Annotated in this window: 21 protein-coding genes; 20 read left to right on the forward strand and 1 reads right to left on the reverse strand. The window is 58.4% G+C overall.

Annotation, left to right across the window (positions count from 1 at the left end):
- The first annotated feature begins 21 nt into the window (after positions 1 to 21).
- From aroB to ndk, 19 genes are all read left to right on the forward strand, one after another.
- Positions 22 to 1,647, forward strand: a complete 1,626-nt coding sequence (gene aroB, locus FB466_RS10480; RefSeq protein ID WP_211344826.1) for a 3-dehydroquinate synthase — start codon at positions 22 to 24, stop codon at positions 1,645 to 1,647.
- A 140-nt stretch (positions 1,648 to 1,787) separates the two neighbouring features.
- Positions 1,788 to 2,351: an elongation factor P gene (gene efp, locus FB466_RS10485; protein WP_141918363.1), complete on the forward strand. Its 564-nt coding sequence runs from the start codon at positions 1,788 to 1,790 to the stop codon at positions 2,349 to 2,351.
- A gap of 19 nt (positions 2,352 to 2,370) precedes the next feature.
- A complete protein-coding gene (nusB, locus tag FB466_RS10490) occupies positions 2,371 to 2,781 on the forward strand; it encodes a transcription antitermination factor NusB (RefSeq protein WP_141918364.1) in 411 nt (136 codons plus the stop codon).
- Positions 2,782 to 2,927: 146 nt separating this feature from the next.
- A complete protein-coding gene (gene pyrR, locus FB466_RS10495; RefSeq protein WP_141918365.1) occupies positions 2,928 to 3,461 on the forward strand; it encodes a bifunctional pyr operon transcriptional regulator/uracil phosphoribosyltransferase PyrR in 534 nt (177 codons plus the stop codon).
- Entirely contained in the window at positions 3,458 to 4,411 is a 954-nt protein-coding gene (locus tag FB466_RS10500; RefSeq protein WP_141918366.1) for an aspartate carbamoyltransferase catalytic subunit, read from the forward strand. Before pyrR ends, FB466_RS10500 begins: the two co-directional genes overlap by 4 nt.
- 1 nt (position 4,412) lies before the next feature.
- Complete coding sequence (locus FB466_RS10505; protein WP_141918367.1) at positions 4,413 to 5,756, forward strand: dihydroorotase; 1,344 nt, start codon at positions 4,413 to 4,415, stop codon at positions 5,754 to 5,756.
- A 4-nt stretch (positions 5,757 to 5,760) separates the two neighbouring features.
- Entirely contained in the window at positions 5,761 to 6,297 is a 537-nt protein-coding gene (locus FB466_RS10510) for a PH-like domain-containing protein (RefSeq protein ID WP_141918368.1), read from the forward strand.
- On the forward strand, positions 6,298 to 7,455 hold the full coding sequence (carA, locus tag FB466_RS10515; RefSeq protein ID WP_141918369.1) for a glutamine-hydrolyzing carbamoyl-phosphate synthase small subunit: 1,158 nt from the start codon (positions 6,298 to 6,300) through the stop codon (positions 7,453 to 7,455).
- Complete coding sequence (gene carB / locus FB466_RS10520) at positions 7,455 to 10,742, forward strand: carbamoyl-phosphate synthase large subunit (RefSeq protein ID WP_141918370.1); 3,288 nt, start codon at positions 7,455 to 7,457, stop codon at positions 10,740 to 10,742. Before carA ends, carB begins: the two co-directional genes overlap by 1 nt.
- Positions 10,739 to 11,617, forward strand: a complete 879-nt coding sequence (gene pyrF, locus FB466_RS10525; protein WP_141918371.1) for an orotidine-5'-phosphate decarboxylase — start codon at positions 10,739 to 10,741, stop codon at positions 11,615 to 11,617. The genes carB and pyrF overlap by 4 nt, the downstream gene beginning before the upstream one ends.
- A gap of 14 nt (positions 11,618 to 11,631) precedes the next feature.
- Positions 11,632 to 12,504: a guanylate kinase gene (gene gmk / locus FB466_RS10530; protein WP_141918704.1), complete on the forward strand. Its 873-nt coding sequence runs from the start codon at positions 11,632 to 11,634 to the stop codon at positions 12,502 to 12,504.
- A gap of 14 nt (positions 12,505 to 12,518) precedes the next feature.
- On the forward strand, positions 12,519 to 12,776 hold the full coding sequence (gene rpoZ, locus FB466_RS10535; RefSeq protein ID WP_141918372.1) for a DNA-directed RNA polymerase subunit omega: 258 nt from the start codon (positions 12,519 to 12,521) through the stop codon (positions 12,774 to 12,776).
- Positions 12,777 to 12,952: 176 nt separating this feature from the next.
- Positions 12,953 to 14,152, forward strand: a complete 1,200-nt coding sequence (gene metK / locus FB466_RS10540) for a methionine adenosyltransferase (RefSeq protein WP_141918373.1) — start codon at positions 12,953 to 12,955, stop codon at positions 14,150 to 14,152.
- Positions 14,153 to 14,154: 2 nt separating this feature from the next.
- Positions 14,155 to 16,203 (forward strand): primosomal protein N' family DNA-binding protein, encoded by a 2,049-nt coding sequence (locus tag FB466_RS10545; protein WP_246054629.1) that lies wholly within the window; start codon positions 14,155 to 14,157, stop codon positions 16,201 to 16,203.
- Between the two features lie 50 nt (positions 16,204 to 16,253).
- Positions 16,254 to 16,793, forward strand: coding sequence for an NUDIX hydrolase (locus FB466_RS10550; protein ID WP_246054630.1), 540 nt, complete (start codon positions 16,254 to 16,256; stop codon positions 16,791 to 16,793).
- A gap of 243 nt (positions 16,794 to 17,036) precedes the next feature.
- The gene (gene ileS, locus FB466_RS10555; protein WP_141918375.1) at positions 17,037 to 20,273 is read left to right on the forward strand and encodes an isoleucine--tRNA ligase; all 3,237 of its coding nucleotides are present in this window, start codon (positions 17,037 to 17,039) and stop codon (positions 20,271 to 20,273) included.
- A gap of 1 nt (position 20,274) precedes the next feature.
- Positions 20,275 to 21,630 (forward strand): bifunctional folylpolyglutamate synthase/dihydrofolate synthase, encoded by a 1,356-nt coding sequence (locus FB466_RS10560; RefSeq protein ID WP_141918376.1) that lies wholly within the window; start codon positions 20,275 to 20,277, stop codon positions 21,628 to 21,630.
- Complete coding sequence (locus FB466_RS10565) at positions 21,627 to 22,043, forward strand: DUF4233 domain-containing protein (protein ID WP_141918377.1); 417 nt, start codon at positions 21,627 to 21,629, stop codon at positions 22,041 to 22,043. The genes FB466_RS10560 and FB466_RS10565 overlap by 4 nt, the downstream gene beginning before the upstream one ends.
- A gap of 33 nt (positions 22,044 to 22,076) precedes the next feature.
- Complete coding sequence (ndk, locus tag FB466_RS10570; protein ID WP_141918378.1) at positions 22,077 to 22,496, forward strand: nucleoside-diphosphate kinase; 420 nt, start codon at positions 22,077 to 22,079, stop codon at positions 22,494 to 22,496.
- Positions 22,497 to 22,560: 64 nt separating this feature from the next.
- Here the strand turns inward: ndk and FB466_RS10575 are convergent, their stop codons facing one another.
- A complete protein-coding gene (locus FB466_RS10575; protein WP_141918379.1) occupies positions 22,561 to 23,172 on the reverse strand; it encodes a vitamin K epoxide reductase family protein in 612 nt (203 codons plus the stop codon).
- A 272-nt stretch (positions 23,173 to 23,444) separates the two neighbouring features.
- Here FB466_RS10575 and FB466_RS10580 point away from each other — a divergent pair, with 272 nt between their 5' ends.
- Positions 23,445 to 25,856, forward strand: coding sequence for an Rne/Rng family ribonuclease (locus tag FB466_RS10580; protein ID WP_141918380.1), 2,412 nt, complete (start codon positions 23,445 to 23,447; stop codon positions 25,854 to 25,856).
- Positions 25,857 to 26,078 lie beyond the last annotated feature (222 nt).

The raw sequence follows: 26,078 nt of genomic DNA on the forward strand, positions 1-26,078 counted from the left end.
TCGGTTATTCTTATCGGCCCGATGGCTTCCGGTAAATCCAGCATCGGTCGACGAGTGGCTAAGCTTCTCGGTGCGCGTTTTATCGACACTGACAAGGTGATTGTTGCCGAGCACGGGCCTATCCCCGCTCTTTTTGAGGCACAGGGGGAAGCTCGCTTTCGTGATATAGAGGCGGACACTGTTCGCCGCGTGCTTGGCAGCCCGGCTCTTTTCGGCACGGAATATACCGAGCGAGATCCTTCAGGTGAGGGGTTGACCGTTGTGGCGCTGGGGGGTGGGGCTGTGCTCGCGGACACCACCCAGGACCTTATTCGTGACTGTCGTGTGGTTCTCGTGATGACGACGGAGGAGGCTGTGCTGAGTCGATCGAGCCTTCAGGACAGGCCTCTTCTCGCACATGATCCTGCCGCCTGGGGTCGTATTCTGTCCGAACGGTTGCCGCTCTACAAGAGGCTAGCCCGGGTCACCTTTGACACCTCTGTTCGTCCCAAGGACGCCATCGCTGCTGACATCGCGGAGTGGGTCCGCCCCAGTTACACCGTCGAGGAAGAAAATATGACGATTAATCAACCCGAGATGACGACAATTTCTGTCGCCGGTGAGCATCCGTACGATATATTAGTGGGCCGCGATCTGGTTCGTGCGTTACCGGATGTTTTGGGCAACAGCGTCCACCAGGTCTTGATTGTGCATCCGCCAACCCTGGGTGCCGCAGCCGCCCGCTTGCGCGAGATTTTGCGTGAAACGTATGCGCAGGTCCTCCTAGCCGAGGTGCCGGATGCTGAGGCAGCTAAACGCGTTGAGGTCGCCGCATTTTGCTGGCAGGTGATGGGCCAGGCGGACTTTACCCGTACGGACGCCGTCATCGGCTTTGGCGGGGGGGCTGTTACCGATCTCGCCGGTTTTGTCGCCGCGACCTGGCTTCGCGGGGTAAAGCTGGTCCAGATACCCACGACTGTTTTGGGTATTGTGGATGCTTCGGTGGGGGGCAAGACGGGTATCAATACGGCCGAGGGGAAAAACCTTGTGGGGGCCTTCTATTCTCCGGCGGCTGTCCTTGCCGACCTTGACAACCTTGCTACACTCCCCGAGAACGAAATTCGGGCGGGATTCGCTGAGGTGGTGAAGTGTGGGTTTATCGCTGAGCCTGAAATCCTGGAGATTCTTGAAGCTGATATTACACGAGCGATTGATCCACTCACTCCCGAGTTCCGTCGCGTCATAGAGTTGTCAATTCGGGTGAAGGCTCGGGTGGTTGGTGAGGACTTTACCGAGCAGGGGCTTCGCGAGATTCTCAACTATGGCCACACGCTGGGGCACGCCATTGAGCATGCAGAGCGGTACCAGTGGCGGCACGGGGCCGCGATCGCCGTCGGCATGATGTTTGCGGCCGAACTGGGTCGGCTTGCGGGTCGTCTGGATGATGCGACTGTTGACCGGCACCGCAGCATTCTCAAATCGCTCACGCTTCCCACGACGTACCCCGCCGGACGCTGGCCCGGCTTGCTGGCTGCTATGCAACGCGACAAGAAGGCGCGCGCGGGAATGCTCCGCTTTATCGTCCTTGACCGGCTGGGCGTGCCCGCCGTTCTGGCTGGTCCCGATGAGTCGATGCTCTTTACTGCCTATCAGGAGATAGCCAGCTAATCCGGCCAGGCCGGAGAGTGTTGTGCGCACCGGGGTTCCCTATTGGCTGATTCTGCTTCGGAGCACTAAGCTCAAGAGGCAAATCTTTTGCGCGACTGTCTCGCGCCTGTACACGTAATAATCGAACGGAAACCGCTTTTATGGCAACGACGAATGATATTAAGAATGGAACTGTCCTGAAGCTGGAGGGCCAGCTCTGGTCGGTCATCGAGTTTCAGCACGTAAAGCCGGGTAAGGGTGGGGCCTTTGTTCGCACCAAGATGAAAAACGTCACGACGGGCAAGCTGGTAGACAAGACCTTCAATGCCGGCCTCAAGATCGAGACGGCCAACGTTGACCGTCGAGACTATCAGTATCTGTATCAGGACGGCGTTGACTTCGTCTTCATGGATACCAGCGACTACGATCAGCTCACCGTGGGTGCTGCTGTCGTCGGTGACGCCGTTAACTTCTTGCTGGAGAACCAGAACGTTACGATTGCGCTGCATGAGGGATCGCCACTCTATATTGAGTTACCTCCGTCGGTTGAACTTGTCGTTACATATACTGAGCCCGGCCTTCAGGGTGACCGTTCGACCGGAGGTACCAAACCGGCCACTGTTGAAACCGGCTTTGAAATTCAGGTGCCCCTCTTCCTTGAGACCGGCACCCGTGTCAAGGTAGACACCCGCACGGGTGACTACCTCGGCCGGATCAAAGAGTAGTCGGGGAGCGTTACGCCGAATGAGTGCCCGGAGTAAGGCGCGTAAGCGCGCCCTGGACATCCTTTTTCAGGCTGATCTGCGTGAGATTTCCCTGATCGAGGCGCTGCAGTCTGAGGCCCAGCGGGCTGTGAGCGAGCCGGAGCGTCACGCATCCTGGCTGTACGCGCGCGACATCGTGGATGGTGTCAACGACAACTTCGTCGAGATCGACGAGACTATTGAGACGTACGCGCAGGGCTGGACCTTGCAACGGATGCCCGCGGTTGACCGTGCAATTCTCCGTATCGGTGTCTGGGAGCTTCTTTTTAACGACGAGGTTCCTGCTGGTGTTGCGATCTCCGAGGCTGTCGAGTTGGCCAAGACCTTTTCGACAGAGGATTCGGGCGGGTTCGTCAACGGTGTGCTCGGTAAAGTTGCCCAATCGGTATAGTTTCATACACCTCTCAGCGGTGTGTCGGCCTTACGCGGACACACCGCTGAGGTGTATCGGGAAAGGTTCCGACTAGTTTGCCTGCTAGGATGGGTCTAATCTTTGGCACCTTTAAAGCCGTCCTGTGAGGCGGGGAAGGAGTCCGCATGAGTACACGCGTTGTGCTGCAGCAGGCTGATATCACTCGGGCGTTGACCCGAATTTCTCACGAGATTCTTGAATCTAACCGAGGTACGGATAACCTCGTAATTCTGGGAATCCCCACCCGTGGTGTCCTTCTGGGACAACGTATCGCTGGCATTATTCAGGGCATTGAGCCTACTGAGCGCCAGCTCGTCGGTCAGATTGATGTGACGATGTATCGCGATGATCTCGCAAGCCATCCCACCCGTACATCTTCACCCACGGATATCCCTGTCGGCGGTATAGAGGGTGCAACTATTGTCCTCGTTGACGATGTGCTGTACTCGGGCCGAACCATCCGAGCAGCTCTGGACGCTCTGGCCGACTTCGGTCGCCCCCGTGCGGTTCGTCTAGCCGCCCTGATTGACCGTGGACATCGCGAGCTTCCGATCCGTGCCGACTTCATCGGTAAAAACTTGCCGAGTGCTGTTTCGGAGCGTATCAATGTGCGTCTTCAGGAGTTGGACGGCGTTGATGAGGTGACTATCGACTCATGAGACATCTTCTAAGTACTAAAAACTTGAGTCGGGACGAGGCAATTCTCCTTCTCGATATCGCAGAGGACATGTCTGATACGCAGTTGCGCGAGGTGAAAAAACTGCCCACACTGCGCGGTAAGACCGTCGTCAACCTCTTCTTCGAGGACTCGACTCGCACACGCGTCTCGTTTGAGGCTGCTGCAAAGCGGCTAAGCGCTGATGTCATCAATTTTAGTGCGAAGGGATCAAGCGTTTCGAAAGGTGAAAGCCTTAAAGATACGGCCCAGACGCTCGCCGCAATCGGTGCAGACGGAGTGATTATCCGGCACGCGGCCTCCGGTGCCCCTCAACGCCTAGCTGAGTCACGCTGGATTGATGCGGGAATTCTGAACGCCGGTGATGGTACTCATGAGCATCCGACGCAGGCCCTCTTGGACGCTTTCACGATGCGGCGACGCATTCACGGTGATGCCAGCAGAGGGAAAGATCTCGACGGAATCTCTGTGGCAATCGTTGGTGATATCACGCATTCGCGCGTCGCGCGCTCCAATCTCTGGCTGCTACGTACTCTGGGCGCTCACGTGACGTTTGTGGCACCCGCGACGCTTATTCCTTTTGGGGCGGCAGAGTGGCCAGCCACGATCAGCTACGACCTCGATCAGACGTTGAGCGAGGGACGGCCTGACGTTGTTATGCTTCTGCGTATTCAAGCCGAGCGGATGGATGCGGCGTTTTTCCCCAACGAACGCGAATACTCGCGGTGGTGGGGGCTTGACGATGAACGCTTTGCGGCGATGCGATCGGATAGCATCGTGATGCATCCTGGCCCGATGAACAGGGGGCTGGAGATCTCTTCTACTGCGGCTGATTCCGCACAATCCACGGTGTTGGAACAGGTGACAAATGGCGTCTCCGTCCGGATGGCTGCCTTATATATGCTGCTAGCCGGCGAACGAGAGGGTGCCTAGAATGATCGACACGATTCTAATAACGGGAGCGACCCTGCCCGGTGGCTCTCAGAGCGATATCCTCGTGGCTGGTGGCGTGATTCGCGAACTGGGGAGCATCGCTGCCCCGGCCGGAAGCCGTCGGATCGATGCTGCGGGGCTCGTGGCTCTTCCCGGTTTGGTTGACCTACACACGCATCTGAGGGAACCGGGATTCGAACAGAGTGAAACGGTCTTGACTGGAAGCCAAGCAGCCGCGGCTGGCGGCTTTACCTCAATCTTTGCGATGGCGAACACTCTGCCTGTCGCCGATACGGCAGGCGTGGTGGAGCAAGTTTTATCGCTGGGGCAGCAGGCCGGCTACGCGACGGTCCGCCCGATCGGAGCGGTGACTCGTGGTTTACTCGGGGAGCAGCTGAGCGAGATCGGTGCAATGGCCCATTCACGCGCAGCGGTTCGAGTGTTTTCTGATGATGGCAAGTGCGTGCATGATTCGTTGCTCATGCGGCGTGCCCTTGAATATGTGAGCAGTTTTGACGGTGTCATTGCTCAGCATGCTCAGGATCCCCGTCTCACCGAAGCTGCTCAGATGAATGAGGGCTCGCTATCGAGTGAACTGGGACTTAAAGGTTGGCCCGCGGTCGCGGAGGAATCGATTATTGCCCGCGATGTGCTTCTCGCTGAGCACGTGGGAGCGCGCCTGCACATTTGTCATCTGTCCACAGCTGGCTCGGTCGAGGTGATCCGCTGGGCAAAGGCTCGGGGAATTCGAGTGACCGCTGAGGCCACGCCGCATCACCTGCTGCTGACCGAGGATCTTGTTCGCAGCTATGACGCCCGCTATAAGGTCAACCCCCCACTGCGCCGCGACGAGGATGTTCTTGCCCTGCGTGCTGCCATCGCCGACGGCACAATCGACATCATTGCCACCGACCACGCTCCCCACCCGAGCGAGTCAAAAGAGTGTGAGTGGGACTCAGCCGCATTTGGCATGGTTGGTTTGGAGTCGGCGCTGTCGGTGGTCCAGACAGCCCTCGTGGACACGAACCTGGTCGGTTGGAACGACGTGGCGCGTCTCCTTTCTGCTACCCCGGCCGCGATCGGCGGGCTTATCGGTGCGGGAGCGATTCGGGCAGGTGCCGCGGCCGACATCACCCTGCACGACCCGTCCACATCGAGTGTTTTTGATGTGACAGATCTTGCAGGCAAGAGCGTGAACAGTCCGTATCTGGGTAGGCAGCTCAGCGGCTCGGTGCGATATACCCTCCACAACGGGTATCTCACGCTCGATGATGGTCTGGTCGTTCCGGCCGAGGTTGTTGCCGCGAGCGCCCGTGCTGGCTCGCAGATGGAAATGGGGGAATAGCAGTATGGAACGTCTTGTTCCCGGCCTGATCGTTGCGGGTTGTGTCGTTCTGATTTTTGTCGTGATGTGGCGTGCGTGGTCACGACGTCAACGTAACTCTGCTGAGTCATCCGCTCTACCTGAAATGCTCGGGGATGCTGGGTTTGAGATTTTTCAGACCAGAGCACTCTACGTATCGACAACCCCGGTCAATCAACCTGTGGAGCGTCTCGCGCTGCCGCGCCTGACCTATCGTGGTTTCTGCTCGATCTCGGTGCGTACGACCGGGATTCTCGTCACAATCCAGGGGGAGGCTCCGATTGCCCTCTCAGCGGAGCTGCTGTGCGCCGTTGATACGGCCCAATTGACGATCGATAAGGTCGTCGAGCGTGGCGGCCTCGTAGCACTGACCTGGACCCTTTTTGACTCGGAGGGTACTCCCCGTCTCGTAGACAGTTATTTTCGTGTCACCGAGCCAGATGATAAATCCGCACTGATAAGCGCGATTTCTGGCCTCCTCAACACGCCCATATCATCCACACACCCAGCACAGGAGGCATAGGTGAGTTCCACCACCGCACCACCACCCGCGGTTCTCGTTCTTGAGGACGGCCGCCGTTTTATTGGCACTAGCTACGGAGCCGCCGGACGTACTCTCGGTGAGGTCGTCTTCTCCACCGGGATGACCGGATACCAGGAGACTCTGACCGACCCGTCTTACGCCGGCCAAATCGTCATGATGACGGCACCGCACATTGGTAACACTGGGATGAATGACGAAGACATGGAGTCGCGCCAAATCTGGGTGAATGGCTTTGTTGTTCGTGATCCTGCCCGTCGCGTATCCAATTTCCGTTCCGAGCGGAGTCTTGATGACGACTTGGCTCGTTATAGCATCGTGGGTATTAGCGGTATTGACACGCGCGCGGTGACCCGGCATATCCGTTCCGCTGGTGCGATGCGTGCCGGAATCTTTTCCGGTACAGACTACTCGCTGAGCGATGACGAGCAGTTGAGCCTCGTGCGCGGCGTGGCCGAGATGACTGGCCAGAATCTGTCCGAGCTCGTATCGACGCCGGAAACCTATGTGGTTCCGGCGATGGGCGAATCAGTGGGCCGTATGGCGGTTCTCGATCTGGGTATCAAGCGTGCTACGGTCACCTACCTGGCTGAGCATGGTTTTGAGGTACACGTGATGCCTGCGACGAGCACGGTTGATCAGATTCGCGCGATTAAGCCGGATGCTCTGTTCTACTCCAACGGCCCCGGCGACCCCGCGGCCTCGGATGAACATGTCACGCTCCTGCGCACGTTACTAACGGAAGGGATACCCTACTTTGGCATCTGCTTCGGTAATCAACTTCTGGGTCGGGCTCTCGGTTTTGATACGTACAAGCTGCCGTTTGGCCACCGGGGGATCAACCAGCCAGTGTGGGATAAGGTAACGGGCCGCGTCGAGATTACGGCCCAAAACCACGGCTTTGCGGTGGATGCTCCGCGTGAGGGGATCACTGATTCACCCTCCGGCTTCGGCCGGGTGGAGGTGAGCCACTACAGTCTCAACGACAATGTGGTGGAGGGCCTTCGCTGCCTCGATATTCCGGCCTTCTCGGTCCAGTATCACCCGGAGGCCGCTGCGGGGCCGCACGACTCCTTCTACCTTTTTGATCGTTTTCGTGAGCTGGTTAGTGCTCGCGCCAATAACGGAGACAGCAAGTAATGCCCAAGCGCACCGATATTTCATCCGTCCTTGTCATCGGCTCTGGCCCCATCGTGATCGGCCAGGCCTGCGAGTTCGACTACTCCGGTACCCAGGCGTGTCGTGTACTTCGGGAGGAAGGCGTTCGAGTCATCCTCGTGAACTCTAATCCGGCAACGATTATGACCGATCCCGACTTTGCCGATGCGACTTACATCGAACCGATCACTCCCGAGGTGATTGAGACAATCATTGCTAAGGAGCGTCCCGACGCGATCCTGCCCACTCTGGGGGGGCAAACGGCTCTCAACGCAGCCATTTCTCTGCATGAAAATGGCGTTCTTGAGCGGTACAAGGTTGAACTCATTGGTGCTAATGTTGCGGCGATTCAGAAGGGTGAGGACCGTCAACTCTTCAAGGAGCTTGTTCTTGAAGCAGGTGCCGACGTGGCACGATCCTACATTGCTCACACCGTTGAGGAATGTCTGGAGTTTGCCAAAGACCTTGGCTATCCGCTCGTTGTCCGTCCGTCGTTTACGATGGGGGGACTGGGCTCCGGGTTTGCGTATACTCCCGAAGAACTGGTGCGGATTGCCGGTGACGGTCTGCACTACAGTCCCACCACCGAGGTTCTTTTAGAGGAATCTATCCTGGGGTGGAAAGAGTATGAGCTTGAGCTCATGCGCGATACCTCGGATAACACGGTCGTTGTGTGTTCGATTGAGAACGTTGATCCCGTCGGCGTACATACGGGCGACTCAATTACGGTCGCTCCCGCCCTCACGCTGACCGATCGGGAGTTTCAGAAGCTCCGAGATATCGGTATCGACATTATCCGAGCGGTGGGCGTTGACACCGGCGGTTGCAACATTCAGTTTGCGATTGATCCGAGTAACGGTCGCATCATTGTGATTGAGATGAATCCTCGGGTATCTCGATCCTCAGCACTCGCGAGTAAAGCAACCGGTTTTCCGATCGCCAAGATCGCCGCCAAGCTGGCGATCGGATACCGCCTCGATGAGATTCCGAATGACATCACCAAGGTGACCCCCGCCAGCTTCGAGCCTACGCTTGACTACATCGTGGTTAAGGTTCCCCGGTTTGCGTTTGAGAAATTCCCGGCTGCTGACCCCACTCTCACGACCACCATGAAATCGGTGGGTGAAGCCATGGCAATCGGCCGTAACTACACGACCGCCTTACAGAAGGCGCTCCGTTCGCTCGAGAAGAAGGGATCGTCGTTCCACTGGGGCCCCGAGGCGCGCACGGTTGATGATCTGCTTGAGGAGTCTCGTACACCGACGGACGGCCGTATTATCCTGGTTCAGCAGGCTCTTCGTTTCGGTGCCACGCCTGAGCAGGTCTTTGAGGCCACCAAGATCGACCCGTGGTTTATCGACCAGATTGTGCTGATTAATGAGGTTGCTGACACCGTATCCTCAACCGCCGAACTGTCACTTGACATCATCCGACAGGCCAAGAACCATGGTTTCTCGGATGCCCAGATTGCCGAGCTACGCGGCAGCGCGGAGAGCGATATTCGCGCTATCCGTCACAACTTCGGTCTGCGTCCGGTCTTTAAAACGGTTGATACGTGTGCGGGAGAGTTTCCTGCGCTCACGCCCTATCACTATTCCAGCTACGAACAGGAGACCGAGGTCGTTCCGAGCGAGCGACGCAAGGTGATCATTCTCGGTTCGGGCCCCAACCGTATCGGCCAGGGTGTTGAGTTTGACTACTCCTGTGTTCACGCGTCGTTTGCGCTGTCAGATGCCGGCTTTGAGACCATCATGATCAACTGCAACCCTGAGACCGTATCGACCGACTACGACACCTCGGACCGCCTGTATTTTGAGCCGCTGACACTGGAGGATGTGTTGGAGATCATTCACGCTGAGAGTGCGAGTGGCGAGATCGTCGGTGTAATCGTACAGCTGGGTGGACAGACGGCGCTCGGCCTCGCAAAGGGGCTGAAAGCTGCGGGAGTGCCGATTTTGGGTACAACACCAGAGGCTATCGACCTGGCCGAAGAACGTGGGTTGTTCTCAAATATTCTGGACGAGGCGGGTTTGGTCGCTCCACGAAACGGTATGGCCTATGACTTTGCCGGTGCCCAGCGTATTGCGAAGGAGATCGGCTACCCCGTTCTTGTGCGCCCGTCTTATGTGTTGGGTGGACGAGGCATGGAGATTATCTACGATGCCCCCTCGCTTGAAGACTACTTCGAACGGATCAGTGACCAGGGCATTGTCAGCCAGAGCAGCCCCCTCCTGGTTGATCACTTCCTGGATGACGCAATTGAGATTGATGTTGACGCCCTTTTCGACGGTGTGCAGCTCTATATTGGCGGTGTTATGGAACACATTGAGGAGGCCGGGGTTCACTCGGGCGATTCAAGCTGTACTTTGCCCCCCGTGACCCTGGGTTACGACCAGATCAATAGGGTGCGTGATGCGACGCTGGCCATCGCTGAGGGCGTGGGGGTACACGGCCTACTGAATGTTCAGTTCGCGATTGGTCAGGGCATTCTTTACGTGTTGGAGGCGAATCCGCGTGCGAGCCGCACGGTGCCGTTTGTGTCGAAGGCGCTGGGAATTCCGCTCGCGAAGGCGGCAGCACGTATCATGGTGGGAGAAACTATCGAGTCGCTCATCGTTGAGGGGCTGCTACCGGAGCGTGACGGATCGCGGGCACCCCTTGATGCTCCCGTATCGGTGAAGGAAGCTGTTCTCCCGTTTAAGCGGTTCCGCACTCGTGAGGGGCTCATCGTGGACTCTCTGCTCGGACCGGAGATGCGTTCTACCGGTGAGGTCATGGGCATTGATCGAGATTTTCCGCGGGCTTTTGCCAAGAGTCAGGCCGCGGCCTATGGCGGGCTTCCGCAGTCCGGCTCTGTTTTTGTGTCGGTTGCTGACCGCGATAAGCGCGCTGTTGTTTTGCCTGCGCTTCGTCTACAAGAGTTGGGCTTTGAGCTGTTGGCGACGGCGGGAACCGCCGTCGTCTTGGCTCGCAACGGCATCACCGCGCGCACCGTTGCAAAATTCTCCCAAGCTGGTGATGAGCCCTCTGTTGTCGATCTGATCAATGCCGGTGAGGTTGATCTGGTTATCAACACTCCTAGTGGCCGCTCAGCTCGTGCGGATGGCTATGAAATTCGTGCGGCTGCTGTTGCCGCTGATAAACCTCTCTTCACAACGGTGGCTGAATTGACCGCTGCGGTGGCGGCCTTTGCCGCGGTTCGGGACGGTTTTGAAGTGACCTCCCTGCAGGAGTACGCCATCCAGCGCCAGGCAGCGTTGGAGACATGAGCGCGGTAGAGACTTTTGGTTCCCGGCTGGGTGCTGCTATTTTGCAGCGCGGACGCTTGTGTGTGGGCATAGATCCGCACAGCTATCTCCTGGAGCAGTGGGGCCTCGCGGATACGGCGGCGGGGGCACGCGAATTTAGTCTGCGTGTCCTCGACGCGGCTGCCGGTCATGCGGCCGCGGTTAAACCACAGATCGCTTTCTACGAAAGGTTTGGTGCTGCCGGTTATACGGTACTCGAGGAGGTGCTCGTTGCCGCTAAGCAGCGAGAGCTTCTCAGTATCGCGGATGTGAAACGTGGCGATGTCGGGACGAGCGTCCAGGCATACGGCGATGCTTGGCTGCGGCCCGGTAGCCCACTGGAATCCGATGCTATGACCATTTCCGTCTTTCAGGGTTTTGGTTCGATTGTGCATCCTCTGCAGTACACGATTGATTCTGGTAAGGGTCTGTTTCTCCTGGCAGCCACGTCCAATCCGGAGGCTCGTGATATTCAGCGGGCCAGGGTCGGTCCGGAGGGGGTGACCGTTGCTGCTCATATTGTGAATGAGGCCCAGGGCTGGAACGAACGGAATCGTGCCGTCCACCCGACGGAGCAGGGCGATATCGGCTCTGTTGGCGTCGTCTTGGGGGCAACGCTTGATCTTGAGGAATACGGCGTCAGCATCGCTGCCCAGCGGAAGCCTGCACTGCCAGTGCTTGCGCCGGGATTCGGGCATCAGGGAGCAGCGCTCTCGGATGCGGTGCGTCTTTTTGGGTCTCTAACTCGCGCTACTCTGGTGAGTGAATCGCGTAGCGTTTTGTCAGCAGGCCCCGGAGCGGTGGCCTCGGCTGTGCGTGAGCGTGCGGAGTTGGTGAAACGAGAGGTGGCGCTGTAGTGGCAGACCGTCAGATGCCAGAGGTTGATCGTGTGGCAGCGAATAGGGCAGCGGTTGCGGCACGGCAGGCCCGCGCCGAGGTTAAGGCTCGTCTGAGATCCGGTGGGCTCACTCCCGAGCAGGTATTGGCTGAGTCCCTCGATCCCGAGACGAGTGCCCACTCCCTACGTGTTACGGATTTCCTTCTCTGCCTGCCTTCGATCGGTTCTGCAAAAATGCCGCGTATTCTCGCCGAGCTCACGATCTCAGACAAGAAACGTCTGGGGGGCCTGGGTATTCACCAGCGGCAGCGTCTGGAGAATTACTTAGCATTACGGCGATTGGCGGCTCAGCAGGTTCCTCGGCTTACCGTTCTCGCCGGGCCCACTGCCGTTGGTAAGGGCACGGTGGCTGCCTACATCCGGGAAAATTATCCGACTATTTCTCTCTCCGTGTCAGCAACTACTCGTGCGCCTCGCCCGGGCGAGATAAACGGTACTCATTACTACTTTGTAAGTGATGCCGAATTTGACCGGATGATTACTGATGGAGAATTGCTGGAGTGGGCAACCGTCCATAACGCTTATCGTTACGGTACGCCCCGCACGCCCATTGAGGATTCGTCGCGTCGCGGCGAATCGGTTCTTTTGGAGATTGACCTTCAGGGGGCCCGTCAGGTTCGTGAGGCAATGCCCGAGGCCCGGCTAGTGTTTCTCTCGCCGCCTACCTGGGAAGAACTTGTTCGTCGGCTGGTTGGGCGAGGTACGGAGAGTACGGATGAGCAGCAGCGTCGCCTTGCGACGGCCCAGGTTGAGTTGGCAGCGCAGGATGAGTTTGATGAGGTCGTTGTGAACGACACAGTGGAACGTGCGGCCGAAAGAGTCGTAGAATTGATGAATACACTTTAGGAGCACGGAAAAAAATGCCAAACGCACAAGGAATTATTGACCCGCCCATTGACGAATTGCTGGCCAAGGTTGAGTCAAAGTACGCCCTGGTAATCTTCGCATCCAAGCGAGCGCGTCAGATTAACGATTACTACGCCGCCCTGCACGAGGGCAGCTTGCTTGACAACGTCGGGCCTCTCGTCGATTCCACCGTCGAGGACAAGCCCCTGTCGGTTGCGTTGCACGAGATCGGTGAGAACAAGCTGACCCTGCGGTCTAACACCGCCAACTAGTCTTCGTCGGACCACACCGCCGGTTGATGGCGTCTTCGCCGAGTTGAACGAATGTCCTCTCTCCGGTTTGCACCGGCCATTCTTCAGGTAATGGCCGGTGCTGGTGTGTATGGACCTTCGCGGTGCGAGGGTTACCACGAGGAACGCATGAATACATTGAGGGTTAGGAAATATCCATGAGCGAACTGAGGCTGTTCACCTCGGAATCAGTCACCGAAGGCCATCCGGATAAGATCTGTGATCAAATTTCGGACAGCATTCTGGATGCCATGATTGCCCAGGACCCACATGCTCGGGTCGCGGTTGAAACGCTCGTCACAACTGGTCTCGTCCATGTTGCTGGCGAGGTTACCACCCAGGGTTATGTGGAAATCCCACAGATTGTGCGTCGAGTGGTGAAGGATATTGGATACACCTCCTCCGATATCGGTTTTGATGGGCAGTCCTGTGGTGTATCAATCTCGATTGGCCAGCAATCACCCGATATCGCCGGGGGAGTAAATACCTCGCTAGAGGCCCGTTTGGGTGGGGATGAAGACGCATTGAGTGCCCAGGGTGCCGGGGATCAGGGCATCATGTTTGGCTACGCCACCAGGGAGACCCCCGAATTGCATCCGATGGCGAGTTGGTTGGCTCATCGGATGGCCGAGCAGCTCACCGCCGTGCGCAAATCGGGGCTGCTCGATTATCTGCGCCCCGATGGGAAAACCCAGGTCACGGTTGGTTACGAGGGGGATCGGCCTGTATCGGTCGAATCCATTGTGCTGTCAACTCAACATCGGGCGCAGGTGGATCAAAATAGGCTGGCTGCTGAGGTCACCGAGCACGTTATTCGCCCGGTTCTTGACCGGGTGGACCTTCGTTCGGCGCAACCGACTATTTTGATCAATCCTGCGGGCCCCTTCGTGATCGGTGGCCCCCAGGGGGATGCCGGGCTCACCGGACGGAAGATCATCATTGATACCTACGGTGGGGCGAGCCGACACGGCGGTGGTGCGTTCAGTGGAAAGGACCCGTCGAAGGTGGACCGATCCGCGGCCTATGCCCTCCGCTGGGTTGCCAAAAACGCGGTGGCCGCAGGGCTTGCGGAACGACTGGAGATTCAGGTGGCTTACGCGATCGGTAAAGCCCATCCCGTGGGCCTTTACGTGGAAAGCTTTGGGACGGGGCATATCCCGAATGATCGGATTCAGAAGGCGCTTCTTGAGGTGTTTGATCTGCGTCCACTCGCGATTATCCGCGACCTCAATCTGATTCGACCAATTTACGCTCAGACGGCAGCATACGGTCACTTCGGGCGTGAGTTGCCAGATTTTACGTGGGAACGCACCGACCGGGTGGCTGAGCTGCAGAGCGCTGCTGGCCTCATCCCGTAATCATGGTTACCGGGCCCGTGGCGCGGGTCCTCCTCGACTCGGCGCTCCCACAGCTAGACCATCTGTTTGACTACGCGATTCCGCACTCGCTTGTGGGTCGGGTTCGTCCGGGAGTTCGTGTTCGGGTTCCGTTTCGCTCGGCTGCCCGTAGCGTTGGAGGCTATGTCATTGAGGTAACGGACACTGCCGATTTTTCGGGTGAACTGAGCCTGCTGTCAGATGTTGTGAGCGATATCCCCGTGCTCACCCCCGAGATATGGGCGCTCACGCGTACTCTGGCAGATCGGGCGGCGGGGAGCGTGGGAGATATCCTACGGCTTGCGATTCCGCCGCGCCAGGTGCGGGTTGAGAAGCAGTATCTGGCAGCGATTGATGCCGATCTGCCGAGTGAAGTCTCGGACAGCACCACGGGGCCCGACGGGCCTGCGGGGAGTGAATCGGATGCCTACTCAGCTGATGATATTCGCCTCCTGAGCCGCTATGATCCCGAAATTCTCACCGGGCTTGCATCTGCCCACCGCTTTGCGTTGGGTGCGATACCTGGACCCCAGCGGTTGCCCAGTGGGGAATGGGTTGGTGACTGGGCCCTTACCTTGGCGACGCTTGCGGTGGGTACCTATCATGAGGGTCGCAGCGTGATCATCGCGCTGCCGGACTACCGCGATCTCGACCAAATCTTCTCCGCCTTACAGGCTGTTCTTGATAGCCACCGAGCCGGTTCGTCCGAGGCGGCCCTCGTGCGGGTTGATGCTAAGCAGACGAATGCGGAGCGATATCGTTCGTTTCTCCGTCTTCTTGGTGACGAGCCGCGCATCATCGTGGGGAATCGTTCGGCTGTTTACGCGCCTGCTTCACGCCTCGGGGCAATCTTTGTCTGGGACGACGGCGATTCCCTGCACGAGGAACCACTCAGCCCCTACGTCCACACTCGTGATGCCGCGCTTGTGAGGGCCGAACAGGCGGGATGTGGTCTGGTGTTTGCTGCCCATACCCGGAGTACTGAGGTGCAGCGACTGGTCGATATCGCCTGGCTCCGAGAAGCCCAACCGTTGCGTCGCCCTGAGCCCCGTGTCATCCTCAGTAGTCTCTCGACCGATCAGGAGGGCGGGATGTCTAGCGCCAGAATTCCCACGATCGCCTGGCTCAAGGCCAAGGAAGCCGCGGCGGTTGGCCCTGTGCTCATCCAGGTTGCTCGTCCAGGGTACTCGCCTGTCTTGGCGTGTGGTAACTGCCGTGAGGCGGCGCGATGCCACACGTGTCAGGGGCCTCTGGGGGTACGCCGGGCGGGGGAGACGCCTCGGTGTGCTTGGTGCGGAACGCTCGCCCGTCACTGGGCCTGCCGTAACTGTGGCTCCAGCTCATTCCGTCTTATCAGCTCCGGCTCTGGTCGCACCGCGGAGGAACTGGAAAAAGCGTTTCCCGGGGTTCGCGTGTTGGTGTCTGATAGTGAGACCATCCGGCAGTCCGTGGACTCTCGGCCCTCCATCGTGGTTGCGACGCGCGGAGCCGAGCCCACTGCTGCTGGGGGGTACGCCGCCGTAATTCTGCTGGACGGCGAACGAATGCTGGGGCGTGAAAGCCTGCGCACGGGTGAGGACTGTTTACGCTGGTGGTCCAACGCCGTTGCGCTCGCGCGTCCCGGTGCCCCGTGTGTGCTGGTGGGGGTGACTGGCCCGCTCGGGAGCGCGTTGTCCGGTTGGCGTCAACCCGACTACGCGAGAGCCGAGCTGGCTGATCGGCGTGAGTTGCGTTTCCCGCCCAGCGTGAGAATCGCGACCATCACAGGGTCGCGCGAGGCCGTTGAGGCCGCCGTTGACAGTGTGATCGGGATAGCGGGTGTTGACGCCCTCGGCCCGACGTCAGAAGCAGACGGGTCGGCCCGGTCAATTATTCGGTTTGGCTATCGGAACGGCGAAGCGGTGGCCAGCACTCTGCGTGCCCAACTGGTTGCAACCGCGATTAAGAATCGTCGTCCGAGGAAGATGCCTGGTTCTCAGGGCGCAACCCCGCCCCTATTTCGACTTAAACTGGACGATGCTGATATTCGATAACCTCAGGCCCGGCCATATCCTCTCGGTGGTCTGATCGCTAGGGTAGAGGGGTGACTGTGCCCTCTAACCTCCCTGCTCAACCGTCCGACTCGAGTGGGGGACAGGGGCTGTTGCCACCCGATGGCTATCCGGTTCGCGATAGCGGCGATGCGTGGGTCGTGGGCCCCAATGGAGCACGATTCTGGGGGCGTTACGGCGCCGCAGGACTGCTCGTCCACGATTGTGCTCGTGGAGTTCTGCTGCAACATCGAGTGGAGTGGAGCCATTTTGGAGGTACCTGGGGAATTCCCGGAGGGGCTCGACATGAGGGGGAGAGTGCGGAAACTGCCGCGCTGCGTGAAGCTCATGAGGAAGCCGGGGTACCTGAGGATCACCTTCGGTTACTTTTCACAGAGGTGCTTGACCTCAAGTATTGGTCGTACGTCACAGTTGTGACCCGTGTGCTGACTCCGTTTGAGCCTATTGCCGGTGATGCTGAGAGCCTGGAACTCCGGTGGGTCGCCCTAGACGACGTGCTCACGCTGCCGTTACATCCCAAATTTGCGGAGAGTTGGCCGTCGTTGCGGGCTCGTCTTGATACCGTCTCTTAGCAGGGGCAGCTAAGCGAAGGTCCTGTGCGTTAGGATTATCCCAGCAACTGTGAACCGGCAATCACCGGTGAGTTTCCGGAAGAACGGTAGTGGGCCCCGCCTGCTGCCCATTAGAACTGGACGGGTTCGGGCCCGTAACAGCCCATGAACAAGCGGTCGGGAGAAATCTCGGCAATCGGGGTGGTACCGCGACAACCGGTTTGAGTGGTTGGCGTCCTCGTCTGACAATCAATCAGGAGAACAATGCCATACCCAAAGTCTCACAGTAGCAACACCGATGGTGCCGCGTTCGGTGTCACCTCATCCCCTCGATTCCCAGCCATTGAGGAGAGCGTCCTGGCTTTCTGGAAGACGGATGACACCTTCCGTGAGTCGGTCCGCCAGCGTGAGGGAGCGCCCGAGTGGGTGTTTTACGATGGCCCTCCATTTGCTAACGGGCGTCCACACTACGGCCACTTGCTGACGGGGTACGCCAAAGACTTGTTTCCGCGCTATCAGACGATGCGGGGCAAGCAGGTGCACCGTCGCTTCGGTTGGGATACTCATGGCCTGCCGGCCGAGTTGGAAGCTATGAAGCAACTCGGGATTACCGAGAAACGCGAGATTGAAGAGATGGGTGTTGCGGCCTTTAACGCTGCTGCCCGTGAGTCTGTCCTGGAGTACACCTCGCAATGGCAGGAGTATGTGGAGCGCCAGGCTCGTTGGGTTGACTTTGATAATGACTACAAGTCGCTTGATATCACCTTCATGGAGTCGGTGATCTGGGCTTTTAAGCAACTCCACGATAAGGGTCTTGCATATGAGGGGTACCGCGTGCTGCCATATTGCTGGCGAGATGAGACTCCGCTCAGCAACCACGAGCTACGTATGGACGACGATGTCTATAAGATGCGGCAAGACCAGACTGTCACCGTGACGTTTCCTCTTGTCGGTACCAGAGCCGCAGACCTGGGACTGGTAGGAATCAATGCGCTCGCCTGGACAACAACCCCCTGGACCCTCCCAACTAATCTCGCTCTGGCCGTGGGCCCCGCCCTGGTATATGCGGTTGTGCCGGCCGCTGAGGGGTCAGCCGAGTATCTCTTGGCGGAGAACTTGGTGGGCAGTTACTCCCGCGAGTTGGGCTACGAGGACGCTGAAGCTGCCCGGGCCGCGGTCAGCCGCACCCTGCTCGGCGCGGAGTTGGAAGATGTTCAGTACACCCGTCTGTGGGACTTCTACGCCGATACCGAAACCTATGGTACGCAGAATGCCTGGAAGTTTCTCGTCGCCGACTATGTGACGGCATCGGATGGTACGGGGATCGTGCATCAGGCACCCGCTTACGGTGAGGATGACCAGAAGATTTGTGAGGCGAACGGCATTCCCGTGATCATCTCTGTGGATGATGGTGGTACCTTCCTCAGCGCGGTCACTCCTGTTGCCGGCTTGCAGGTTTTTGACGCTAACAAACCCTTGACGCAGGAACTTAAGGCCATGGGCCGCTTGTTCCGGCAGGCGAGTTTTGAGCACTCTTATCCGCACTGCTGGCGCTGCCGAAACCCGCTCATTTACAAGGCTGTATCGAGCTGGTTCGTTCGTGTTACGAGCTTCCGTGACGATATGGAAAAACTTAACCAGCAGATTAACTGGGTTCCCGAGAACGTTAAAGATGGCCAGTTTGGCAAGTGGCTTGCGGGCGCACGTGACTGGTCGATCAGCCGTAATCGCTACTGGGGTTCCCCTATTCCCGTGTGGAAGAGTGACAACCCTGAGTACCCCCGTGTTGATGTGTATGGGTCACTCGATGAGTTGGAACGCGACTTCGGTGTGCGGCCGACCGATCTGCATCGTCCTTTCATCGACGAGTTGACCCGTCCGAACCCCGATGACCCTACAGGCCGATCGACCATGCGTCGGATCGAAGACGTTCTGGACGTGTGGTTTGACTCGGGGTCTATGCCATTCGCGCAGGTTCATTATCCCTTTGAGAACGCGGAGTGGTTCGATAGCCACTCACCGGCCGACTTTATCGTGGAGTACATCGGCCAGACGCGTGGCTGGTTCTACATGCTCCATATTCTGTCCACGGCGCTCTTCGGCCGACCGGCCTTCAGGAATGTGATTAGCCACGGCATTGTGCTCGGCTCGGACGGTCAGAAGATGGCGAAGTCACTGCGCAACTATCCGGATGTAAACGAGGTTTTTGACCGCGATGGTTCTGACGCTATGCGCTGGTTCCTCATGTCGAGCCCCGTGTTGCGTGGTGGCAACCTGGTGGTTACCGAGGAGGGCATCCGTGAGGGGGTGCGCCAGTTTATTCTGCCCCTGTGGAACAGCTGGTATTTCTTCAGCCTGTATGCAAACGCGGACGGGTATGAGGCCACGTGGCGTACCGATTCTACGGATGTGCTTGACCGCTATATCTTGGCAAAGACGCGTCAGCTCATCCTCGATGTTACTCACGATCTGGATGCGCTCGACAGTACCGTTGCGGCGGCCCGTCTGCGTGACTTTGCCGAGGTGCTCACCAATTGGTTTGTTCGTCGTTCTCGTGATCGGTTTTGGGTAGGTGTCCGTGACGAGCCCGCTAACGCACAGGCCTTTGACACGCTCTATACGGTCCTAGAGACCGTTGCCCGTGTCGCCGCGCCTCTCATCCCGCTTGTGGGTGAGCATCTGTGGCAGGGTCTCACCGGTGGTCGTAGTGTGCACCTCACTGATTGGCCGGACGCTACTGCGTTCCCCGAAGAGACCAACCTAATGCACACCATGGACCGTGTGCGTGCCGTAACCTCGACCGCACTTTCGCTGCGCAAGGGTAATGGCCTCCGGGTTCGCCTTCCCCTGGCTTCGTTGACCGTTGTGGTCTCACAGGCTGATGCGCTGGCCGACTTTGCTCCGATCATCGCAGAGGAACTGAATGTGAAGGAGGTCATCCTCGTGGAACATGAGGAGGGCAGCGCTGAACGCTACGGTATCCGTCGGCAACTGACGGTCAATGCGCGCGTTGCCGGTCCGCGCCTGGGCAAGAACGTTCAGCTAGCCATTATGGGTGCTAAATCTGGTGACTGGTCGATTGATGGCGACGTGGTCACGGCGGGTGGTCTGGAATTAGAGCCTGCGGAGTATGAGTTAGCCCTCAGTATCGGTGAGGGCAACACCGGCATGGGTACGGCGCTTGCACTGTTGCCCGAAGGAGGATTTGTGTTACTCGACACGGTAACCACCCCAGAGCTCGAAGCGGAGGGCCTTGCTCGCGACGTGATCCGGGCAGTGCAGGACGCCCGCAAAGCGGCTGGCCTCGAGGTGAGTGATCGCATTACGCTCACACTCACACTCGATGAGCGTGGTGCTAGCTCCGTGCGATCGTTCCAGGCTCTGGTGAGCTCCGAGACTCTGGCGACGGAGTTCAGCGTGAATTCCGGTGTGGGGGAGTCCAGCATCACGGTGGGGCGGGGCTCACCGCTCATCATCACATTGTCACGAGTGGAGGTCTAACATGGCGCAAACTGCGGGGAATAGCCCCGGAGATCTGGTGTACGCGGAGCTTCTGGCTCGGCCGGGGGAACAGTTTCCTCAGCCGCGTCTCGAACCGGTCCGTCGGGTGGCAGAGTTGCTCGGGGACCCCCAGAATAGCTACCCTGTGATTCTGCTGACCGGCACCAACGGTAAGACCAGTACGAGTCGACTTACCGAGTCACTGCTGCGAGCGCTTGGTCTTCGCACGGGCCTCTTCACGAGCCCCCAGTTGGAGCGCTTTAACGAGCGCATCATTATTGATGGTGAACCAATCGGAGACGACACGCTTGCCCTCGTGTGGGCCGATACCAAACCCTACGTCGAGATGGTTGATGCCGAGTTGGCTGTTGCGGACGAGCCGCCCCTAACGTTCTTCGAGGTGATGACGGTTTTGGCCTATGCAGCATTCGCCGATGCCCCCATCGAGGTTGCTGTTATGGAGGTGGGGATGGGGGGAGAATGGGACGCGACAAATATTGTCGCCGCGGCGGTGAGCGTTTTCACCCCTATCGACCTGGATCACGTTGATCGTTTGGGTCGCACGATTGCCGAGATTGCCACCACTAAGGCAGGAATTATCGCAGCGGGCGGGGACGTTGTAACGTCACGGCAAACCTCTGAGGCGCTTGATATTTTGGCCGTTCGGGCACATGCGCTGCACGATCCGCTTCTTGTGGAGGGGACCGATTTTGCGGTTATGAGCAGCACCATGGCGGTGGGTGGGCAGGTCATCAGTCTGAGAGGTCTCTCCGGAACGGCCTATGAGGATGTGATGCTACCCCTCTACGGCAGCCACCAGGCCCAGAACGCTGCAGTGGCTCTGGCCGCCGTTGAAGCGTTCACGGGGCGTCGCGCTATTGTCCGGGATGTTATCGAGGAAGGATTCGGTCAGGTGACGATACCCGGGAGGCTGCAGCTCCTGAGCGCCACCCCACCGGTGTATCTGGATGCTGCCCACAACCCGCACGGTGCCCGTGCCCTCGCCGCATCCCTCACCGAGTTCTTTGCTTTTGACGATATGGCCCTCGTCTTTTCCTCTCTCGATGACAAGGACACAACCGGTGTGGTTGACGCGCTTGCACATTCAGCGAGTGTTGTCTTTGTGACGGAGTCGTCCTCTGAGCGATCCCGCAGCGTGTCAGAGCTCGCCGAGATCATCCACGAGCGCGCCCCGCAATTGACGGTTGTTCGGGGGGCATCGCTTCAGGATGCCGTGGAGGGTGCCCGGGAATGGGCTACTCAGGGGGAGTCGAGGGGTGTGCTGGTGACCGGTTCGGTGATACTCCTCGGCGAGGTTATGGCCCTCGCCCGAACGCAAGGCTGGTCCCTGTCATGAGTAGTGCAGCACAGGAGCCACCGATCAGCCAGCCCGAGGTGACCCCATTGGGGCCGCCCCGCTCCGTGAAACGGAGCCTTGCGTCGATCGTCTTGGGCTTTGAACTTGTCATTGTCTTTTTGGCCGGTTTGCTGCTTTTCGGACTCAATGCGGTTGAGCCGCGCGAGCTTGGTCTGTGGGGCGGGGTCGGGATGTGCCTGGTCATGATTATTGCGATGGCCCTGTTGACATACCCGATCGGATTTTGGATCGGCTGGGCCGTGCAATGTGTCATCATTCTGACGGGAATCTTGGTGCCCGTCATGTTCATTGTGGGAGCGCTCTTCACCGCCCTGTGGGTGTACTGCATGATTACCGGTGACAAGATTGACGCCCGTAACCGCGCCGCATATCAGGCCTTGGCTGACCGATAGACTCATGATCGCACTCAGAAGAAGGAGTTTTACATGCTCGTAGAAGAAACGCTAGTTCTGGTTAAGCCTGACGGGGTTGCCCGTAACCTTACCGGGGAGATCCTGCGCCGGATTGAGGCTAAAGGATATTCTTTGGTCGATATTCGCCTGGTTCAAGCTGATCGTGACCTCCTCACGCAGCACTATGCCGAGCACGAGGGAAAGCCATTCTTTGAGCCGCTCCTAGAGCTCATGGAGAGCGGTCCTACGGTTGCGTTTCGCATCGCGGGTAATCGAGTTATTGAGGGGTTTCGGATGCTTGCCGGTACGACCGATCCGACGACCGCTGCCCCCGGCACGATCCGCGGCGATCTCGGACGCGACTGGGGGCTCAAAGTCCAGCAGAATTTGGTACACGGATCGGATTCCCCCGAGAGCGCCGCGCGCGAACTCGCTCTCTGGTTTACACGCTAGGACGGGTTCCACTTCCGGTACTTCGGTTGGTGTAGCCGGTATGTTTTAGGGCGAGGTGGCCGGGTTAGAAAGACCTGGCCACCTCGGCAAACCAGTCGAGATTAATCTGCGCGATAACGGCGATGATGAGATAGCAAGCAATGGTGACTACCCAAGCCCAGGAGTAGACGGTGTTGGCTTTATTCTGCCAAGACGCTGGGAGTCCCAGGTGTCCCTCCTTAGCGGTAAAGAAGAGTGTGTACCAGAAGAGCGGGATGGTGACGGTCCAGACGACCATGCACCAGGGACACAGCGTGCCCAGGTTAAAAATGCTCTGCGTAGATAGCCACGCAACAAAGCCAATGCCAAAGGTGAGGCCTACCAGGTATGTGCGCCAGTACCAGTGGGCAAATTGAGCGCCTGAGAGAAGCGATATCCCCACGATGATTGGGGCCATGAAGAAAGCCACGCCAAGTATGGTGTTGGAGAAGCCGAACACCGACCCCTGCCACGACCCCATGTTGGGCCCGCAACTTACGAGAAGGCTTATGTTGCAGTTGGGAACGTGGGTGGGATCAATCAGTGTGTTGATTCGCTCGGTGAGTAGCTCAAACGAGGCAAACCATCCGACAATCCCCGCTAGAACGGTGAAAATCGCGAATCCGACAGGTCGGCGGCGGGGTGCGTTGTTGCCCATAATTTTTGATCCTACTCTGGGAAAAAGCTCATTTGTAACTGTTACGTGACATAATGACTGTATACGTTCGTTGCTGAAATGCTGGCGAGCGTGGACTGAAAGCTTTGTGGCGGATACACCGCCCACCCAGTGACCACGAGGTCGTGAGCGCAACTTGGCAGATTCCGGTTGGGCTCAACACAAGAATTAGTGCATTGCGGAAGACGCAATACACGAGAAGAGTACCCAAGACGCCGACATGCTCGAGTTTTTGGTGAAGGAGTGCACCAGTGATGGTGGAAAACAATACACACGATGAATTTTCCGAGGCGACACCGACTATTAGCGTGGTAGCCGATGACTCCACGCGGGGTGAGTTAGCCGTGCCGGTAACGCCCGGCGAGGACCTTTCTCCCATGCTGGACCCAGTGGTCACTGGTTCCAGCGAGCAATCTCCTGATAATCAGGTAGTGATTCCTCCAGTTGCTTCTGACTCTGTGCCTGACGGTGAGCCGACCGCCCTGGAGAAGTTTCAGGCCACACGAGCATTGATGTTCCTCGCGCCGGACGTGCCTCCGATTGAGTTGAAGCGTGCTCGCCACCGCGAGTTTGATATTAATTCCGTTTTTGACGACGAGTCAGAAAGTTCTACCGTCCGTCGTCGAACTCGTCGCCGTTCCGACGAGGAGGCTCGCCCCGGTAACGATGACCCACAAAACACTGTGATTAGAGTGCGTAAGCCGCGCGAGAAAGCCCCGCTCATCACGGAACCTCAGAAGGTCAAGGGATCCACCCGGCTTGAGGCGAAGAAGCAGCGTCGTCGCGATGGCCGCGAAGCTGGGCGTCGTCGCACCGTTGTCACCGAGTCCGAGTTCCTCGCGCGCCGTGAGTCTGTGGACCGCGTGATGGTTGTCCGCTCTAAGAGTGACCGTATCCAGATTGGTGTTCTTGAAGATGGCGTGTTGGCCGAGCACTATGTGGCTCGCTCGCATGAGGGGTCACTGATTGGAAACGTCTACCTGGGCCGTGTGCAAAACGTCTTACCCAGCATGGAGGCCGCCTTTGTTGATATCGGTCGCGGCCGAAACGCCGTCCTATATTCGGGTGAGGTAGATTGGGATGCCGTAGAGACGGGTAACCAGCCTCGCAAGATTGAGTTTGCTCTCAAAGCAGGTGACCAGGTTCTGGTACAGGTAACGAAGGACCCGGTGGGCCATAAGGGTGCTCGCCTGACGAGCCAGGTGTCGTTGCCCGGCCGCTTCCTCGTCTACGTGCCGAACGGCTCCATGAATGGCATCTCGCGCAAGCTTCCTGACACGGAGCGTGCGCGCCTCAAGAAGATCCTTAAAGAAGTCCTGCCCGATAGCGCTGGTGTGATCGTACGTACGGCAGCTGAGGGTGCAAGCGAGGAGCAGCTCACGCTCGATGTGACCCGCCTCACGAAGCAGTGGGAAGCAATCAGCGCGCAGGTTTCCAAGGGTCAGGCACCACAGTTGCTCCATAGCGAGCCCGATATGCTCATTAAAATCGTCCGTGATGTCTTCAACGAGGACTTTCACAAGATGGTGATTGCGGGTGACGAGGCTCAGGGGACGATCGAGACGTATCTGCAGCAGGTTGCTCCCGACCTGGTGGGTCGGGTCGAAAAGTACGATGGCAAACGCGATCTCTTTGACGAGTACCGCATCACAGAACAGATCTCGAAAGCGTTGGATCGTAAGGTGTGGCTACCCTCGGGTGGTTCCCTCGTGATTGACCGTACGGAGGCTATGACGGTCATTGACGTCAACACGGGAAAATTTGTGGGTTCGGGTGGAAACCTGGAAGAAACCGTCACGAAGAACAACCTTGAAGCTGCTGAAGAGATTGTCCGCCAGCTTCGACTTCGCGATATTGGCGGCATCATCGTTGTTGACTTTATTGATATGGTGCTTGAGTCCAACCGCGATCTTGTCTTGCGCCGGATGGTGGAGTGCCTGAGTCGGGATCGTACCAAGCATCAGGTTGCCGAGGTGACCTCGCTCGGCTTGGTGCAGATGACTCGGAAGAAGCTGGGCTTGGGCCTGCTCGAATCCTTCAGCGAGCCGTGCGAGGTGTGTGCCGGTCGCGGCATTGTCGTTCACCATGAGCCTGTTGCTAAGCACCGTAGTTCCACGGTCAACGAGCCCCGCCGCCGTAATAACAAGGGTGGCGCGCTGAACAATGCTCCTGCCAGCCTCCCAGCCGCTCCCGCGCAGGCGCACGCAATTACCGACGATGCTAAGAATGCTCTTGCCCAGATTGCTGCCAGCACCATCCACAAGGACGACGAGGGTGCCTCCGGAACGGGGAGTGCGTCCTCAGATGAGTCCGCAGAGCCTCGCCGTGGACGTAAGCGTGCGTCGCGGCGCTCATCTTCAGCGGGTGGTTCGTCTGTCGCCCAAGATATGGGTTCTTCGCGCCCGAATCAGAGTGTGGCATCCGTATCGCAGCAGCCCGCCGCGAAGACAGCGGGTACTGAGGTGCCTATTCTGGGCATCCCCGTCATTGCCAAGTCGGATCGCCCGGCCCGGGTGAGCCTGAGTGATGCTGAGCAGCTTCTAGGATCCGTCCTTGACGCGCTACCAGAGCCGACGGCTCCGGGTCGGAGCCGGTCACGTAGTCGTCGGGTCACGACGACCGCCCTCAAGGGGGGGACGCTCCCGGGAGATGGGTCGTCAGCTTAGGTTTTACCACGAACTCGGGGATTTCTCGGCGTTTCGTGGTTTGACCACCCTTATTCAGTGCGATAGAGTTGAGCGTTGGTGTCGTTCGTCTTGTCGAATGGCCCACGTTGGGTTTGACATCGAGCGGTTGTTGTCCGCGCGTTATGGTGGAAAACTCTCCCGAACAGTGTTTGAGTGATTCCGCTCGAATTAGTTGCGGAACCTGACAGGGTTCCTGAAGAA

It is taken from the genome of Klugiella xanthotipulae, from assembly GCF_006716695.1.
In the GTDB taxonomy this organism is placed as follows: domain Bacteria; phylum Actinomycetota; class Actinomycetes; order Actinomycetales; family Microbacteriaceae; genus Klugiella; species Klugiella xanthotipulae.